This is a genomic window from Kitasatospora sp. NPDC036755 (assembly GCF_040636595.1).
Taxonomy (GTDB): Bacteria; Actinomycetota; Actinomycetes; order Streptomycetales; family Streptomycetaceae; genus Kitasatospora.
On record NZ_JBEZUT010000189.1, the window covers coordinates 1 to 16,905 of the forward strand.

The 16,905-nt window shown below is 70.3% G+C and carries 10 protein-coding genes and 1 pseudogene; 2 read left to right on the forward strand and 9 right to left on the reverse strand.

Annotated features, from left to right (window positions below; genetic code table 11):
- A partial coding sequence (locus tag AB0E96_RS25455) for a class I SAM-dependent methyltransferase (RefSeq protein WP_359827615.1) occupies positions 1 to 322 on the reverse strand: 322 nt, incomplete at its 3' end.
- Positions 323 to 981: 659 nt separating this feature from the next.
- Here AB0E96_RS25455 and AB0E96_RS25460 point away from each other — a divergent pair.
- The gene (locus AB0E96_RS25460) at positions 982 to 2,202 is read left to right on the forward strand and encodes a tyrosine-type recombinase/integrase (RefSeq protein ID WP_359827616.1); all 1,221 of its coding nucleotides are present in this window, start codon (positions 982 to 984) and stop codon (positions 2,200 to 2,202) included.
- An 882-nt stretch (positions 2,203 to 3,084) separates the two neighbouring features.
- Positions 3,085 to 3,984, forward strand: a pseudogene (locus AB0E96_RS25465) (site-specific integrase); the annotation flags it as partial.
- Between the two features lie 355 nt (positions 3,985 to 4,339).
- Here the strand turns inward: AB0E96_RS25465 and AB0E96_RS25470 are convergent.
- From AB0E96_RS25470 to AB0E96_RS25505, 8 genes are all read right to left on the reverse strand, one after another.
- Positions 4,340 to 4,552, reverse strand: a complete 213-nt coding sequence (locus tag AB0E96_RS25470) for a hypothetical protein (protein ID WP_359827630.1) — start codon at positions 4,550 to 4,552, stop codon at positions 4,340 to 4,342.
- A 136-nt stretch (positions 4,553 to 4,688) separates the two neighbouring features.
- A complete protein-coding gene (locus tag AB0E96_RS25475) occupies positions 4,689 to 5,426 on the reverse strand; it encodes an ABC transporter permease (RefSeq protein ID WP_359827618.1) in 738 nt (245 codons plus the stop codon).
- Positions 5,419 to 6,129 carry an ABC transporter ATP-binding protein gene (locus tag AB0E96_RS25480; protein WP_359827619.1) on the reverse strand — a complete coding sequence of 237 codons (711 nt, stop codon included), beginning with the start codon at positions 6,127 to 6,129 and terminating at the stop codon, positions 5,419 to 5,421. Before AB0E96_RS25480 ends, AB0E96_RS25475 begins: the two co-directional genes overlap by 8 nt.
- A 101-nt stretch (positions 6,130 to 6,230) precedes the next feature.
- Positions 6,231 to 7,064, reverse strand: a complete 834-nt coding sequence (locus AB0E96_RS25485; RefSeq protein WP_359827621.1) for a type II CAAX endopeptidase family protein — start codon at positions 7,062 to 7,064, stop codon at positions 6,231 to 6,233.
- Positions 7,061 to 8,344, reverse strand: a complete 1,284-nt coding sequence (locus tag AB0E96_RS25490; protein ID WP_359827623.1) for an ATP-grasp domain-containing protein — start codon at positions 8,342 to 8,344, stop codon at positions 7,061 to 7,063. Before AB0E96_RS25490 ends, AB0E96_RS25485 begins: the two co-directional genes overlap by 4 nt.
- Positions 8,341 to 9,798, reverse strand: coding sequence for an argininosuccinate lyase (locus tag AB0E96_RS25495; RefSeq protein WP_359827625.1), 1,458 nt, complete (start codon positions 9,796 to 9,798; stop codon positions 8,341 to 8,343). Before AB0E96_RS25495 ends, AB0E96_RS25490 begins: the two co-directional genes overlap by 4 nt.
- Positions 9,795 to 10,847, reverse strand: coding sequence for a pyridoxal-phosphate dependent enzyme (locus tag AB0E96_RS25500; protein ID WP_359827627.1), 1,053 nt, complete (start codon positions 10,845 to 10,847; stop codon positions 9,795 to 9,797). The genes AB0E96_RS25495 and AB0E96_RS25500 overlap by 4 nt, the downstream gene beginning before the upstream one ends.
- The gene (locus AB0E96_RS25505; protein WP_359827629.1) at positions 10,844 to 16,903 is read right to left on the reverse strand and encodes an amino acid adenylation domain-containing protein; all 6,060 of its coding nucleotides are present in this window, start codon (positions 16,901 to 16,903) and stop codon (positions 10,844 to 10,846) included. The genes AB0E96_RS25500 and AB0E96_RS25505 overlap by 4 nt, the downstream gene beginning before the upstream one ends.
- Positions 16,904 to 16,905: the final 2 nt, after the last annotated feature.

Sequence of the window (16,905 nt, forward strand, 5' to 3'; positions counted from 1 at the left end):
TCTCCAGCGGGTCCGGCAGGCACTCGATGGTGTTGTACGACAAGACGACGTCCACGCTCGTATCGGAGCACGGGAGAGGGTCGCGCAGATCAGCAACGATCGTCGCCGTCGACCCCTTGTGGCCTGCCAGAGCCGCGTGGACCTGGTGCAGCGACTCCGCCGAACGGTCGATCCCCACGAGGGAAGCCTGCGGCGCTATCCGACTGACAGCCCGCAGCGTCGGTCCCGCCCCGCAGCCGAGATCAACAACAACCTGGTCGGGATCTTGTGGGCCGGCAAGCTCCGCAAGGCGCGTGTGGATCGGCTCAGCACTGTTGGACACGGCACTGCCCTCCTCCCCTGTCCGCGCCAGAGCCCGAGATGGCGGCACCAATAGTTCAGGTTTGCACCATATGACAGAGTTCGGGATGTCTCATCCCGAGAAAGGGAACCCACCATCCGTGGACCGCCCCTTCGAGCCGCCGTCCACGCCAGCCCCAGTGCTGGGGCCGGAACGACCATTCCAGTTGCTCTGGGGGCCGCGTCCGGCGCGCGCCGCAAGCGCGCTTCACTGCTCCCTGGGGCCATCCGGTGCAACCGCCTGGCAGCTCCCAGCCTGGCGCACCGGCGCGGCCGAAGGCCGCCGCAGCGCATTCCCGTCCCACGGGCTGCTCGATAGACGCGAAAAACTCCCCAAGGATCCGGCACGCCGAATGACTGCTGCGCACCAGAAATCCGACGCTCCGCGCGCAGGATCTCGGGAGGTCACCGAACTACAACGCTCATTGTTCGACGCTCATAAAATCGCGCCGTCGCACCGCAAGAAGAAGCCGCCGAATTCGCCAACCCGCCCCTTTGTTCGCTTTCCAAAGGGATCGCCGCAGCTCACAGGCACAGGTGGTCGCACAGTTCGCTTCCTCCGCGCCATGGTCCGCTCCCTGCCGCGCCAGGGCGCCACGGCGTGATGCTTGCGGCAGTCCGATCACACAAGGAGCGAATCCCATGAGCCTGACCGATCCCCAGCGCGGACGCGTCTACCGGCGCTGCGGCTGCCGCGACGCCGCCGGACGCCAGTACGGCGCCCGCTGCCCGATACTGAACACCCAGCCCGAGCACGGCCGCTGGGCCTACGCCGTCGACCTGCCCAGCACCTCCGGCAAGCGCGAGACCCGCCGCCGCAGCGGCTTCCCCGACGAGAACACGGCCCTGACCGCCCTGCAGCGATTCCTGGCGGCAGAGCGCACCGGAATCACGCTGGACGAGACCCTGACCGTCGCCGAGTACCTGACCGAGTGGCTGCTCTCCAAACAGGACGTCCTCAAGGCCACCACCTACGCCGGCTACCACCGCCACGTCCACCACGACCTCATACCCGCCTTCGGCTCCCTGCCCCTGAACGCCCTGCGCGACCGACACGTCACCACCTGGTCCCGCAAACAGCTGGCCGCCGGCCGCGGACGCCCCACCGTCCACCGCTGCTGCACCATCCTCTCCAGCGCCATGAACGCCGCCGTCAGCGCCAACCTGCTGGCCCGCAATCCCGCCCGCAACGCCGCGCTCAAGCGTCCCGCCGCACCCGAGCGCCGGTGCTGGACACCGCAGCAGGCATCCGCTTTCCTCCACCACAACACCGAGACCTACAACGACGTCTACGCCGACATCTTCGAGGTCATCCTCGGCACCGGAATGCGCCGCGGCGAGGTCCTCGGTCTGCACTGGCCCGAAGTCCACTTTCGCCAGCGCGTCCTGTTCGTACGCTGGACCCTCGCATCGATCAACAACGCCCGCCTGCACCTGCAAGCGCCCAAGACCCGCGCCAGCCGCAACTGGGTCAGCCTCTCCCCCCGCGTCACGGCCGCACTGCGCCGCCAGGCCACCCGCCATCGCGGCATGCATCCCGACCAGCCCCGCCTGAACGGCATGGTCTTCACCCGCCCGGACGGCAAGCCCGTCAGCCCCGAACGGCTCCTGCACACCCTGCGCCAACGCTCAGCCGAGATCGGCCTGCCCAAGATCGGCCTTCACGACCTGCGCCACACCGCCGCCACCATCATGATCAGTTCCCAGGTGCCGCTCGCCGTCGTCTCCAAGACCCTGCGGCACTCCACCCTGGCCACCACCGTCAACATCTACGGCCACCTGCTCCCCCAAGCCGCCCGCGAAGCCGTCACCGCTCTCGCCGACGCGCTCGATCGAGCCGACCTCCCACGCGAGACCACCTGACGCCACATCAGGAGTCGCGATCACCCTGCGACCACGCGGCCCCCGGAAACGACTGAGAGCGGGTGTCTGGTTTCCCAAGTACCCGCTCTCACAACCGACTTCACAGTCGGGACGACAGGATTTGAACCTGCGACCCCTTGACCCCCAGGGGTTCAACTATTGTCGACAGCCGAGACCTCAAGGTTCCGACCTTCTTGCTGCTCAACTACGATAAGGTACAAGTGAGTTGGAAACTCCAAAGCAGAAGCGGCGTCACAGGCTGCCGACAGTCGCTCAGTGGCCACTTCGTACACAAGTGTCCTTTTTCGCCCATCAGCGTTCATGGGGGCTCATCGGATGTGGCCCCAAAGTGGTCCCAGGGCCAGCGACCCCGCCGTAGCTACTGCCGGTTGACCGATATCTGTCGGCCCTTCAGCAAGCACCACCGAGCGATCCTGACAGCCGATGCACAGATGGCGCCGGCCTGCTCGCGGGGCCAGCACCTGCGGGCGGATCACGGTCGCTTACCCACCGGCTACGGGTGGTGATCTTCCGGGCGGTGTGTCGTCTTGAGCGTGTCTTCGCCGTCTGGTTCTGAATGCTTCGCGCACCGCCCCGCACGCTCTGCCGCCACACCCGACACAGCAGCCACTTGCCCCAGAGGCACCACCCAGTCCGAGAGAAGGGGAAGCTCACGGGACAGCGTGCGCAGCGTGGCAGGGTGTACCCGCGGTGTGGTTGTTCGGACGGGCACGGGAGGCAGTTGGGTCCATGGTGTGTGCGGTTGCTGGAGGAGGCGGGCACGGGTCGTGGACGTACTGCGTCGACCTGGCCCCCGAGGACGGGAGGCGCAAGACCCGCCGGCGCGGCGGGTTCGCCACCCGTGCGGAGGCGGCCCGGGAGATGAAGGCGGTGCTGAACGGTGAGCTGCGCGGGGTGTACGAGGACTGGCGCGTCACGGTGGCGAGTTTCCTGCGGCGGTGGCTGGCGGCGCGGAAGGAGGAGCTCGCGCCGAACACGTACGCCGGCTACGAGGCGTGTGTAGAGCGAGACCTGATCCCCGCCTTCGGCCACTACCGGCTGCCCGACCTGCGTCCGAAGCACGTCGAGCGTTGGATCGCCGCCCAGCGCAAGGCCAGGCGAGGCAAGGTCACCGTCTACCGGATCGTCTCCACCCTGCGCAACGCCCTCAACCACGCGGTGCGCGCCTGGGGGCTGCGCTACAACCCGGCCAAGCACTCCGTCCCCGCTCGACCCCGCGCCGCCGAGCGCACCTGCTGGACCCCCGACGAGGCTGCCTTCTTCCTGCGCCACGGCGCAGAGCAGGACGCCGACCAGCTGACCGACCTGTTCGAGGTCATGCTCGGCACCGGCATGCACCGCGGCGAAGTCCTCACCCTCCACTGGTCCGACGTCCACCTCATGGACCGCAAGCTCTACGTCCGCTGGACCCTCGCCGCCATCGACAACGGAAAGATCCACCTCCGCGAGCCCAAGACCGAAGTCAGCCGCGCCTGGATCAGCCTCTCCCCCAGAGTCATGGCCACCCTCCAGATGGCCGCCCACCCGGACGGCCGGTTGGAGGGCCTGGTATTCGCCCTCCCGAGCGGGAAGCCGATGCGCCCGCAGTGGGTCCTCGACCAACTCCGCAAGCGCACCGCCGAACTCGGCCTCCCCCGGATTGGCCTGCACGACCTGAGGTACACCGCCGCCAGCATCGTGATCGCCGCCGACATCCCCCTGGCCGTCGTCTCCAAGACGATGCGCCACTCCACCCTGGCGATCACCAACAACCTCTACGGCCACCTCTTTAAGGACTCCGCTGACCAAAGCCGTCAACGCCCTCGCCCGAGCACTCGACCAAGCCCAAACAGGCCAACTCCGAACCCTCCCCTGCGGCGGCGACGACCTGCCGCTCGCCGCGTAGCGGCAGCCGCGGCCAGAACCCCTCGTCGGCCCGGCGCAGCTGCGTCGGACCGGCATCCCGGGGCGGGCAGCCTCCAGGCCGCAGGGTTGGCTACCCTCCCAGCTCCACAGCGCTGCCGCGGTCTACCACTCCGAGGGCAGCTGTACGGGGATCCCGGCCGATGTCTCCACTCGCGCGGCCAGGCCGGCCGAGATGGGTACGTCGAGCCGTACCGCGGTCGGGGTGTAGAGGTCAGTCTCGACCTCGGGTGTCGTCAGGGACACGAGAAGGGCGTAGGAGACCGTCTCGCCTCCAGCCGCCGGCCGGGTAGACCGCCAGGGCGCCGCAGTCGGCGATCTCGGTGGCGGTGCCGCTCCAGATGGCGACGAACAGGGAGCCGCGATTGCGGCTGTCGGAGCCAACCAGCCAGGCCTTGTCCCCCTCGAACTTGCCGATCGTGGTCATGCCGTCGTTCGCAGCCTGCGCGTCCTTCGCGACGCACCCTTCGAAGTCCGACGGGTTCTCCAGGGATCCCTTGATTGCGAATCAGATCGATAGAACAACTACATCCAACTGGCAGCCAGTTCAAATCGTCATCCAGTCAGCCTCGACGGCACATGATACGCAGCGAGAGGGCCAGGCCACCGGCGCACCAGAGGGCGAGGACGACGAAGGACGCAGCGTCGGCGCCGCGATGGTCGGCGAAGAGCACACCGCGGGCGATCCGCGCCATCGGGAGAAACGGGAGGAAATGGTGAACCCCCGCCAGCCAGCTCGGTAGACGCTCGATTGGGAAGTTGATCGGTGAGAACATGAGCGATGCAAAGACCACCGCCTGGCAGACAGCGGAGGTGGCAGGAGGGGTCAGCACGTAGGAGATGCCGTAGCCGATGCCGAGGGCGCAGAGCGCGACGAGGGCGAAGCCGGGCAGGGCCAGCGGACTGATGTCGAGGCCCGGCCCGAACCGCAGGCGGGCAGCAACCAGTCCTAGCACGATGCCCGGGAGCGCAGTGACCAATGAGACGGTGGCGTCGGCGGCCATCATCGCGGACCGCGGCACGGGCAGCGAGCGGTTGAACTCGAAGGCGCCCTCCAGCTTGGCCTGGGCGACCTCCTGCGGGGCGAGGACCATTCCGACCGTGATGAAGCCCATGACGGTGGCACCCGAAGTCAGGTAGACCGCACCAACCTGATCCAGCTGCGGGAGCATGTAGGAGAAGCCAACCACTATGCCGACTGCCAAGCCGACTTGGATGATCAGGTTGAGGGGGAGATACCGCTTTTTGCGGAGCACCGCCCACTGCAGTAGGAGCAGATACTCGGCCGTCCAGCTACGCATACTCTCCTCTTCCGCCGGATCCGACCAGCGTGGGATAGAGCTCTTCGAGACCGACAGCGTGAGTCGCGCGGAGCTCGGCGGGGATGCCCTGCAGGACAACCCGGCCAGCGTCGAGGATCACCACGCGGTCGGCGTAGGTCTCCGCCTCGCCGATGTTGTGAGTGACCACCAGGACAGCCCGGCCGATGGCGGCCCGGCCCGCGATGTCCTGCCACAACAACCGGCGGCGGACGGGATCGACGTCGTTGGTCGGCTCGTCAAGCACCATGATCCGGCCAGCCCGGGCAGCGGTCATGCCGTACGCGGTGAGCCTGCGGATGCCGCCCGAGAGCCGGTCGCCGGGAGTGTCTGCCCATACCTGTGCGTCCAGCACGGACAGCAGGCCGTCGGCCTCAGCCCGTGCTTCGGTGCGGCTCGCGCCTCGGATCCGGGCCAGCATGGTGATCGCCTGCCGGGGTGTCACCCCGGCCAGCGGCGCGTGTGCCTGGGGCATCAAGGAGACGATGGCACGGGCCCGCGCGGGCTCGGCGACGGGGTCATGGCCGGCTACCCGGATGCGACCCGAGGTCGGCACCGCGAGTCCCGCAACCTGGTTGACCAGAGTCGTCTTCCCAGCGCCGTTGTGCCCAAGCAATGCGACCACCTCACCCTCGGTGACCTGCAGGCAGATATCATCGTTGGCGCGCGCCCCGCGCGCGTACACCTTGCTAACGTGGTCGATCTCCAGCAGCGCTCGGCCGGGGACTCCCACCGCCGGGGCAGCGGGACGGTGACGCCACCAGGAGCGTTTGGTCCGGCCTCCCGTCATGACGCAAGCACCGTCAGGGCCAGCGCCCCGATGGTGAGGTCCGCGCACACGTGGGCGAGGTATGGTGCGAGCAGGCCGGCACTGCGGTGGCGGATCACCCCCAGCATGAGGCCGTAGACGGTGGCCAGCAGGATTCCGGCCGGGCCGGACGGGAACCCAGTGGCGTGTGCCAGGCCGAATCCCGCGGCCTGGACCACGACGGCCGGGCCTGCGCCCATCAGGGCCGTCAGCTCGCTCTGGAAGACTCCCCGGTAGGCCGCCTCCTCGCAAGCCGCATTGAGCAGCGAGAACGCCAGCACCCCGGCCATCGCGACCACCACCGGCCGGCTCTGCATACTCGTCAGGTAGGGACCGGGAACGGGGTCTGTGATCAGTGCCCAAAGGATCAGCGCCGTGGCGCTGACCGCGATGGTGGCGGCGATCTGCCATGACAGGCCGCGGCCGAGCTTGCCGCGGCGCAGCCAATCGACGCCGGGCCGCAGGGCGGGCCGGTACCGTATGGCAAGCCACACCGCCACGGGACCGAGCAGGAGCGGCGCGGGCCAGATCACCACGCCGAACACCAGCACCAGGGCAAGCACGGTGGCGGCGGCGAGGACGGTGCGCTGCGCCGGTGCGGACCGGGCGCACAGCGCGACGGCGCCGGCCCCGGCGATGGTGAGAAGAACGACGGCAAGCGCCGCGGGGTGCTCACGCAACCAGGGGGCGGGCACGCCGGCGAGCAGGACGGCGGTGGCCGCCGCGGCCGAGGACAGGCCACTGCGGCGAGCCGCTGGAACGGGGCCCGGGGGGATGGTGGTGCCCCCGGGCGATACGGGGTGCGGGCTCATCTGCCGCCCTTCGATAGTTCGGCGGCGACATCGCCGTCCAACCGGGTGAGGGAGAGGGCGCGGCGCAGACCGCCAAGGGCCTGTTCGGCGGCGGCCCCGGCAGCCGGGGTGTCCGGTCCGGTGCAGACCACGTAGCCCAGCCGGTCCTTGAACGATCCAGCGGCGGTGACCGCCGTACCGGCAATGACGGTGAGTTCGGCAGCGTGTGGACTGCCGGGGAGCGACCCGGCGAGGGGGCGGACCGCGTCGATGCGGACGGTTCCCGGCTCCAGCAGGAAGCGGATCGCGCCGTGATCGGTTCCCGAGCCCCGGTCGGGCAGCGGCTGCCCAGCAGCGCGGGCGATCACAGTGTCGACCAGATCGGTGCCGGCGGCCGCTTGGATCATGACGGGGATCATCCCGCCCGCCAGTCGCGGGTTGACCTCAATGACGACGGGGCCGCGGTCGGTCATCCGCAACTCTGTGTGAGCGGCGCCCCAGCCGAGGCCGAGGGCGCGCAGCGCGGCCAGCGCCGTCTCCCCGAGCGCTTCACGCTCAGCGGGCTCGGCTGGGGCCGGGTAGTCGTGGCCGGTCTCCACGAAGTGCGGCGGCGGTCCGAGGTGTTTGCCGATGACGGCGGCGACGGTGCCGTCGAGGGTCTCGACGGAGAACTCCGGGCCTTCGACGAACTCCTCGACCAGTATCCGGTCGGCGGCGCCTAGTTCCGCCTCTGTGCACAGTCGGCCCGCCCAGACGGCGGTCTCCTCGGCCGTACGGCACAGCTTGACGCCGACCGAGCCGGATCCGGCGACCGGCTTGACGACCACCGGAAGGCCCAACTCCTCTGCTGCATAGACGGCTTCATCTGACCCTCCGACGGTTCGGTGGCGCGGCACGGATACGCCGGAGCGCTCCAGCAGGGCGCGCTGGAGCGCCTTGTCGCGGCAGCGGCGGACGGCTTCAGCGTCGGGGGCGGGCAGCCCAAGTTCGGCAGCGACGGTCGCGGCGGTGGCAATGAAGTACTCTGAACTAGAGGTGACTCCGGCGAGTCCGGCCTCGGTGGCCAGCCGCCGGCATTCGGCGAGCACGGCTTCCTTGTCGCCGGTATCCAGCGCCACGGCGGTGATGCCGTCCTCGACGATGTAGGGGTACCGCGCCGGGTCGCGTGCAAGGATCACCGGATGCAGGCCGCGGCGGCGCGCGGCGGCGCAGAACCGGCGCCCGGTGCCGGTGGTGTTGCTCTCCACCAGCACCAGCCGGGGCTCGGGCCGGTCGGGTGCTGCGGTGTACGGGTTGCTCATCCGTTTGTTCCTTCGTCCATGACGTGTCGCACGGCCTCGGTCCTGGTCCGCGCGGATTCTCGTAGCCGGACACGCAGCCCGGCGCACTGCTCGGCCCGACCGGCCAGGTCGCGCAGCGCCCTGTCGAGGATGGCATCCAGTTCTCCGGGACCGCCGCCGTGGCGCAGTGCCTCGGCGGCCTGGCGCAGCGGTACGTCGGCAGCCACCCCGCTCGGGGTGCCCTGAGGCAGCCGGACACCTTCGAGGCGGGAACCGCCGCTTTCGACGGTCCTCCTGACGGCATCGCCGACCAGCTGGTGCGCAGTGCGGAACGGAAGGCCCGCGCGGACCAGGCCGTTGGCAACGATCGTCGCCGTCACAAAGCCCTCTTCGGCGCGCCGGGCCATTCGCTTCGGAACAGGCCGGGCCCCGCCGACCAGGGCCTGGCAGAACAGCACACTGTCGGTGGCCGCCTGGAGTCCCGGCAGGGCCGCGCTGACCGCTTCGGTGCCGACCTCGATGGTGTTGGTGAACGGGGTCGACTTGATCGCTGCTGCGGCGGCGCTCCAGGCGCCCTGGACGTGGGCAGCCTTGGCTTTGACGTGCTCCAGCAGGAAGGCGTTGCGCTTCTGCGGCATCGCGGAGCTGCCACCGACCAGTCTGTCCGGGAAATGCAGGAAGCCGAACTCGGCGGTACTCCAAAGCTGCAGGTCGGTGGCCAGCCGGCTGAGCGTGATGGCCACCCCGGCCGCTGCCCCGACCAGGCGCAACAGGGTGTCTCGGCTGGCAACGGCGTCCAGCGCGTGGGCAGCGGGGCGCTCGAACCCGAGCAACGCCGCCACCCTGACGGGATCGATGGGCAGGTCGCTGCCGGCCACGGCGCCGGCGCCCATCGGGCAGGCGGACAGTCCGTCGAGGGCGCGAAGCATCGCCTCGACGTCCCGGCCGAGGGCGAGTGCGATCCCGGACAGGTAGTAGCCGTAGGTGATCGGCATGGCGGCCTGGAAGTGCGTGTAGACGGGCATCAGGACGTCTGCATGCGCCCGGGCCCGAGCCAACAAGACTGCCTCCAGCCGCGTCGCCTCGGAAAGGAATTCCAATGTCCAGCCCCGCAGTTGGATTGCAGTCACGGTGGCCTTGAGGTCATTGCGGGAGCGCCCGGTGTGCAGCCGTCCGGCGGCCTCACCCAGCTCGCCGACGAGGTACTCCTCGTACATCAGATAGGCGCCGCGCGGGGCGGGCCGCCCGAGCAACGGAGCGAACTCCGCAGCTCGCAGGTCGCCGATCAGCCGCAGCAACCGGGCCGCACCGGGCGGGTCGATGAGGTCCCGTTCGCGCAACATGACCAGGTGGGCAAGGTCGACCTCGCTGATCGGTCCGAGTTCGCGGCGCAGCGCGGCCGCGTCGAGTTCGCCGTAGACCAGTTGGCGGGTGCGTTCCCTGAGGGTGCCGCGTATACGGCCCGTGTCAGTCATCGCGGCCGCCCGGCGGGGGTGGTCCGACCCAGCACGTCGGAGAGCGTGCGGCGTTGCCAGGGGTACCAGGTCCACTCGCTGTGCTCCTGTGTGGGGTGGGCCAGTTCGGTTGGTTTCTCGGGTGGAAGCATCAGGTCGATCCCCTGCTGGACGAGCCAGGTGTCATCGTAGACCGTGTCCTGGTAGCGGTAGCCCTCGTCCGGCAGCATCGCCACGCAGACCGCGTCGGGGTTCTGCGCGGCCCACCAACGGGCGACCAATAGAGCGGCTCCGCTGGTGGGTCCCTGGAACAGGGCGTGTCGGCGGTGGGCCCACCTGGTGGTGGCGTAAGCGGCGGCGGCGGTGCACCAATGCACCTCGTCAAAGACTGCGTGGTCGAGGTTACCGGGCATCAGGCTGTTGCCCAGGCCGCGGAGTTGCCGCGGACCGTCGGGCTGCCCGAAGAGCATGCTGCGGTGCGTGTCGACGCCGATGGCGCGGGTGTGCGGGGTGGCGGAACGCAGCGCGCGGACCGTGCCGCACATGGAACCGCCCGAGCCGACCGGACCCACCACGCAGTCGACCTGACCGAGGCTGGCGGTGAGGTGCTCGGCGATCACGGTGTAGGAGGCGGGGTTGTCGGGATTGGTGTACTGCTCGGGGCAGAAGGTGCTGGGCAACTGGGCGCGGAGTCGGGCGAGCCGGGCCAGCCTGGAGCCCTGGTAGCCGCCCTCGGCGGCGGGTTCCTTGACGATCTCCACGGCGGCGCCGAGGTCGGTGAGCCGGCGGTGCAGGTTGGCGTCGATCACGGGATCGCTGACGAGAACCAGACGGCGGTTCAGCAGCGCGGCCTGCATGGCCAGGGCCAGACCGAAGGTGCCGGAGGTGGTCTCGGTGATGACAGTCTCCGGCGCGAGGTCGCCGCGCTCCAGGGCACGGCGCAGGATGTAGCGGGCCGGGACGAGTTTCATCAAGGTGAAAACAGCCCCGTACAGGTTGCCCTCGATCCGGACCAGTTTGGGCCGCAGGCTGGCCTCGGTGATCTCATGGAATGTTGCGGTCTTGTTCATTGTGCCGCACCGCCCCTCGTGTCGGTCTGTTCGTCCACTGCGGCCGGCCGCTCCGCGCGCGTCAGTGCCTCGTTCAGTGCGGGCCCGATAACCGCCAGGGCACGGGCGGTCGTCATGTCCAGGTGCCCGCAGTCCACCGGCCGTTCGTCGATCCCACCGTCGATGTGCGGCTGCCAGGAGCCGATCGCCGATCGGTCTGCGGACAGGTCGCGGGTGGCGGTGAAGAAGAGCAGCCCGCCGAGGAAAGTGCCAGGAGTGTGGCCGTACAGCAGTCGGGAGTTGTCGGCTCCGGTGTCCACGATCGCGTCAAGAGTGCCGGGGTCGGCGTACTCGTCGGCACCGGGTGCCGCGGCGATCATCCGGTACAGCTCGGCGCGGTCGAGGACGCCCGGGTCGGGAGTGAGGCCGAGGCGGGTCGCGAGGTCGAGCAGGACTCCCTGCTCGACCTCGACCGGGGTGAGCCCCGGCAGGTCGGCCGCCGGGTAGGCGTCGAGCATGGCGAGCACGCCCACCCGTTCCCCTCGGCGCTGCAGTTCGGCGGCGACAGCATGCGCGGCGACCCCGCCGAAGGACCAACCCAGCAGGTGGTAGGGGCCGGTGGGCTGTACCGAGCGGATCCGCTCGAGGTAGTCATCCACCAGCGCAGCCATGTCGGCGGGCCGGGCGGCAGGTTCGGTCAGCCCGCGGGACTGCAGCGCGTACAGCGGGCGGGAGTCGTCCAGGTGCCGGGTGAGTCCCAGGTAGGACCAGCCGATGCCAACGCCCGGATGCAGGCAGAACAGCGGCGGGCAGTCGCCGCCGGTGCGTAGCGGGAGCAGTGGTGCCAGATCGTCGGCCACGGTGCGTTCGCCGAGCCGCCTGACCAACTGCGCCGCTGTGCCGCACTCGTAGATCAGCCGGACGTCCACCTGGAGGCCGAGCTCGGTGCGCAGCCGGCGTGCGGCCCTGGCGGCCTGCAGGGAGTCACCGCCGCGGGCGAAAAAGTTGTCCTCGGCGCCGAGCTCGGGAACGTCCAGGACGTCAGCGAGCAGTTCACACAGCGCGGTCTCCAGTCGGCCGTACGGCATCCGGCCCATGGTTCGGTCGACGGCGGGCAGCGCTGGCGTGGGAATTGGCGCGGTCGGCACGAGGGCCTGTTCGGCGGTTGGGCCGGGCAGGGTACCGACCGGTCGGCTGGGATCGGCGACGATCTCTGCGAGAATTCGGCCGAGCAGAGCGAGCAGCGCGGCTACTGCCTCACCGGTGAAGGCCTGCGGCTGGTGGTCAGCGCGCAGGTGAAGCCGCTCGCCCGGTGTGACCACCAGCGCCAGCGGATAGCTGGTGCCGTCGCGAACGTCGAACTCCTCGACGGTGGGCCCCTGTACGCCAGCCGCCACGACGGCGGTGTCCGGGTAGTTCTCGAACGTGAGCATGGTGTCGAAGAGCTGGGGCAACCCGGTGAGCCGTTGCAGTTCGGCCAGGCCGAGGTAGTGGTGCGGGACCAGTTCGGCCTGTTCGCCCTGCAGCCGGGCCAGCAGCGCGGTGACCGGCTCGGCCGGGTCGACGGCAACCCGCACCGGGATGGTGTTGATGAACAGCCCGACGGTGCGTTCCACCCCTTCGAGCTCGGCCGGCCGACCGGAGACCGCAGCGCCGAACAGCACGTCCGACCGTCCAGTGATCCGGGACAGCAGCACACCCCAGGCAGCCTGGAGCACAGTGTTGACCGTGATGCCCAGCTGGCGGGCCAGGGTGGTGAGGTTGAGGGTCAGCTCGATCGGCAGTTCAACGGCCTGCCGCTCGGAATCCGGTGCGGCAGTGGCCAGGTCGGGCCCGGACAGCACCGTGGGGACCGCCCCGGCCAGGGCCTCGCGCCAGGCAGCTCGGGTGAGGTCCCGGTCGCGGGCCCCAAGCCAGCGCAGGTAGTCCTGGTAGGGCCGGGGGCGGGGCAGGCCGGAGTCCGCGCCGTTGGCGAGGTAGAGGGAGAACAGTTCCTCGAAGACGACCGGCACCGACCAGCCGTCCAGCAGCAGATGGTGATTGGTCAGCAACAGCTGGTGCCGCTGCGGGCTGAGTCGCAGCAGAGTGAAGCGCAGCAGCGGCGCGGCGGCGAGGTCTATCCGCTGCCGCCGGTCCTCCTCAACCAGCCTGTCCAGCTCCGCAGCGCCCTCTTCGGCGGGCAGAGCGGACAGATCGTGCTCGGTCCACGGCACGATCGGCTCGTCGACGAGCACCTGAACCGCCTCGCCGGCCGCGGTCTCGTGGAAGCAGACCCGCAGGGCGGCATGGCGCCGCAGCAGTTCAGCGGCGGCAGCCCGCAGCGCCGACACGTCCAACGGACCGCTCAGGGTCAGCGCGCACTGGGTGATGTAGACGTCGGCGCCGGTCCGGTCGAACTGGGCGTGGAAGAGCATGCCCTCCTGGAGCGGGGATAGCGGCAGCACCTCCACGAGACCGGGGCACGCGCCTTCCAGCCGCTCCAGGTCTGCTCCGGTGAGCCGGACCAGCGGCATGTCCGAGGGGGTGTGGCCGCCCGCTCCGGGCCGCCGGGCGTGGGTCGCGAGCGCGTCGAGGGCCTCGGTCCACAGCCGGGCGAGCTCCCGGACATCGTCCTCGTCGAGTTCGGCGTCCGACCAGGTCCAGGTGGCTTCCAGCCTCGGTTCGCCGGCCACATCGTGCACCAGACAATCGAGGGTCAGCGCGTGAGCGCCGGCCATCGGCGGCTCGGTGTCACCCGGTAGGATGGTGAACGTCGGGTCGACCGACCAGCCGCCGGTGTCCGCGCGGCCCGCGGCAACCCGTCCGAGGTAGTTGAAACAGACCCGCGGCTCTGCCAGAGCGGCCAGCTCCTTCGCGGTGACCGGGTTGAGGTACCGGAGCAGGCCGTACCCGATGCCCCGGTCCGGCACCCCGCGCAGTTGCTCCTTGACGCGCTTGAAGGCCGCGCCGAGCGCCGGGTCCTCGGGCACCGACGTGCGGCCGGGCGTCCCGGGGTCGAGGTGCACCGGGTGGAGGGTGGTGAACCAGCCGACTGTGCGGGACAGTTCGACACCATCGAAGAGGCTCGCCCGGCCGTGGCCTTCGACCTCCACGAGCAGGCCGGCTCCGACGTCCGGAGCGCCACGCAGTCGCCGTCGATGCTCCACGGCGAGGGCGAGGCCGGCCAGAAGGGCCTCGTCCGTCCCAGCGTAGAAGGCTGCTGGCAGGGTGCCGACCAACTCGGCGGTCAGTTCGGCCGATAGGGTGGTGGTGAGCGACCGCAGCCGTCCGAGCCCGGCGGACGCGGTCCGTGACCTTACCTCGCCCAGCGAGCCGGCGGGCCGATCCAGGACGGTGGTCCAGTGGTCGAGTTCTGCGGACCGCGCAGGCGTGCTGGCCTCCTCGGCCAGCCGCCGGGACCAACTGCGGAAGGACGTGGCGGCGGGGTCCAGGGCCGGGGGCCGTCCTGCGGCCACCGCGTCGGCGGCGGCCACCAGGTCCTCGGCGAGGATGCGCCAGGACGCCGCGTCCACCACCAGATGGTGGATCAACAACAAGAGCAGCCCGGGCCGGTCGGGGCCGCCGTCCGACCACAGCGCCCGCACCATGGTGCCGTCCTCGGGACGGAGGCTGGCAAGCGCTTCGCCAGCGGCCTCCTGCAACGCGCGTTCGGCGCCCTCCTCGTCCGTACCGCGCGCGTCGAGGCGTCGCAGCCCGGCGGAGCCGCCGGTACCGGGCGGCGGGACGTCCAGCGACCAGTTCCCGCCGCCCTCGTGGACCAGCCGGGCGCGGAGCAGGTCGTGGCAGTCCAGCAGGGTCCGCAGCGCAGTTTCGAGGTGCTCCTGGTCAAGCCCGATGGGGGTGCGCAAGAGCACCGACTGATGGAAACCGTCGAGCGTGCCGCCGGCGGCACGCATCCGCTCGATGACGGGCGTCGCCGGAACGATGCCGAGGGCTGCCTCGCGCAGCTCCGGTTCGTCGGCGCCAACCTCGCCGACGACAGCGGCCAGCGCGCCGACCGTAGCACACTGGAACACCTGGCGCGCTGTCAGCACCAGACCTTCCCTCCGGGCTCGGCCGGCCAGCTGGATCGCGAGGATGCTGTCGCCGCCCAGTTCGAAGAAGTTGTCGTGCAGTCCGACTGCGGGGACGCCAAGCACCTCGGCGACGATCCGGGCTAGCCGGGCCTCCTCCGGGGTGCGCGGCGGGGCGGCGCTCGTGCTGCCGGCCTCGGCCGGAGGCGGGGCGGGCAGCGCCCGGCGGTCGACCTTTCCGTTCTCGGTCAAGGGCAGCGCGTCCAGCGCCACCAGCGCAGACGGCAGCATGTAGGCGGGCAGTCGGTCTGCCAGCGCGGCGCGGACCACGTCCAGGTCAAGCGGCTCCGCGGCGACGAGGTAGCCGACCAGCCGCTTGTTGCCGTGCCGGTCCTCATGGACGGCGACTGCCGACTGGACGACCTCGGGGTGAGCGGCGAGCGCGGCCTCCACCTCGCCCGGCTCGATCCGGAAGCCTCGCACCTTCAGCTGGTCGTCGGTTCGCCCGAGGTAGTCCAGCACCCCGTCGGACCGCCACCGGGCGAGGTCACCGGTGCGGTACATCCGGCTGCCGTCGTTGGCGAACGGGTCGGCCACGAAGCGGGACGCGGTGCGCCCCGGGTCGCCGAAGTAGCCGCGGGCCAGTCCTGCGCCCGCGAGGTACAGCTCGCCGGGGACCCCGGCCGGTACCGGCCGCAGGCGCGGGTCGAGCACGTATGCCTTGGTGTCGTCCAACGGTGTACCGATCGGCACTGCGGTGTCCCCGGCGGACCCTGTGGGGACGGCGTGGGTCACCGCGAAGGCCGTCGTCTCAGTGGGACCGTACGCGCTGAACACCCGCAGGCCTGGACACGCTCCCTGCACCCGGGCCACCGCCGCCGGTGACACCACGTCGCCTCCGGTCCACAGTTGGTCGAGCGGCGCCAGCACCTCGGGAGCGGTCTCCGCCAGCACCCGGAACAGTCCGGCGGTCAGGTGCAGGCTGAGTAGTCCGTGTTCCTTGACCAGCCGGCCGATGGAGTGCGCATCGAGCTGCCCGGGCGGTGCCAGTACCACCAGGCCACCACGGGCCAGCGGCACCCACAGCTCGTACGTAGAGGCGTCGAAGGAGTGCGGCGCATGAAGCAGGACCCGCTCGTGTGCCTGCTCCCAGTGATCGTCGCGGACGAACGCGGCAACGTCCCGGTGCTGGACTGCGACGCCCTTGGGCCTCCCCGTCGATCCAGAGGTGAACATCACATAGGCGAGCTGGTCGGGGTGAACCGGTTGCATAGTCAGTGACCTGGCTGGCAGGGTCAGCTCATCGAGCGCCGTCACCAGCGGCGTCTCGGCCAGCCCGGCCGCGGCCTCGGTCATCCGCTCCCGGTGCTCCGCTCCGTCGGTGAGGGCCACCGGACCGCCGGTCTGCGTCAGGATCTGCGTCAGCCGCTGTATCGGGAAGCCCGGGTGCAGCGGGACGTAGAAGCCACCGGCCTTGAGGATCGCCAGGATCGCCACGACCAGCTCAGGACCACGCTCCATCAGCAGCGGCACCGGCCGCTCCGGTCCGACGCCATGCTCGACGAGCCAGGCCGCCAGTCGGCCGGACCGCTCATCCAACTCGCGATAGCTGAACCGCCCGCCGCCGTAGACCACCGCTACAGCGTCCGGGGTACGGCTGGCCTGTGCGGCGAACAGCTCCACCAGCGAGGCCTCCGGCAGTGCCCGCACCGGTCCCTGCCACTCCCCGGCGAGCCGACGCCGTTCCCGCTCGGAGAGCACTTCCAGCCGCCCGAGCGGGGTGCCGGGGGCCGCCACCCAGGTCTCCAGCGTGCGGACCAGACGGTCCGCCAGCACCCCCACCGACGCGTGGTCAAACAGGTCCGCGGAGTACTCGATCACACCGCGAAGGCCGGCCGGCGCCCCGTCGGCCCCGAACTCCTCGGCGAGCTCCACCGCCAGGTCGAACTTGGCGGTCCTCGCTGCCACCGGCTCGGGCTCGGCGTGCAGGCCGGGGAAGGCCAGTTGGGCCTGGTCGTTGTTCTGCAGCACCAACAGCACCTGGAACAGCGGGTGCGCGGCCAGTG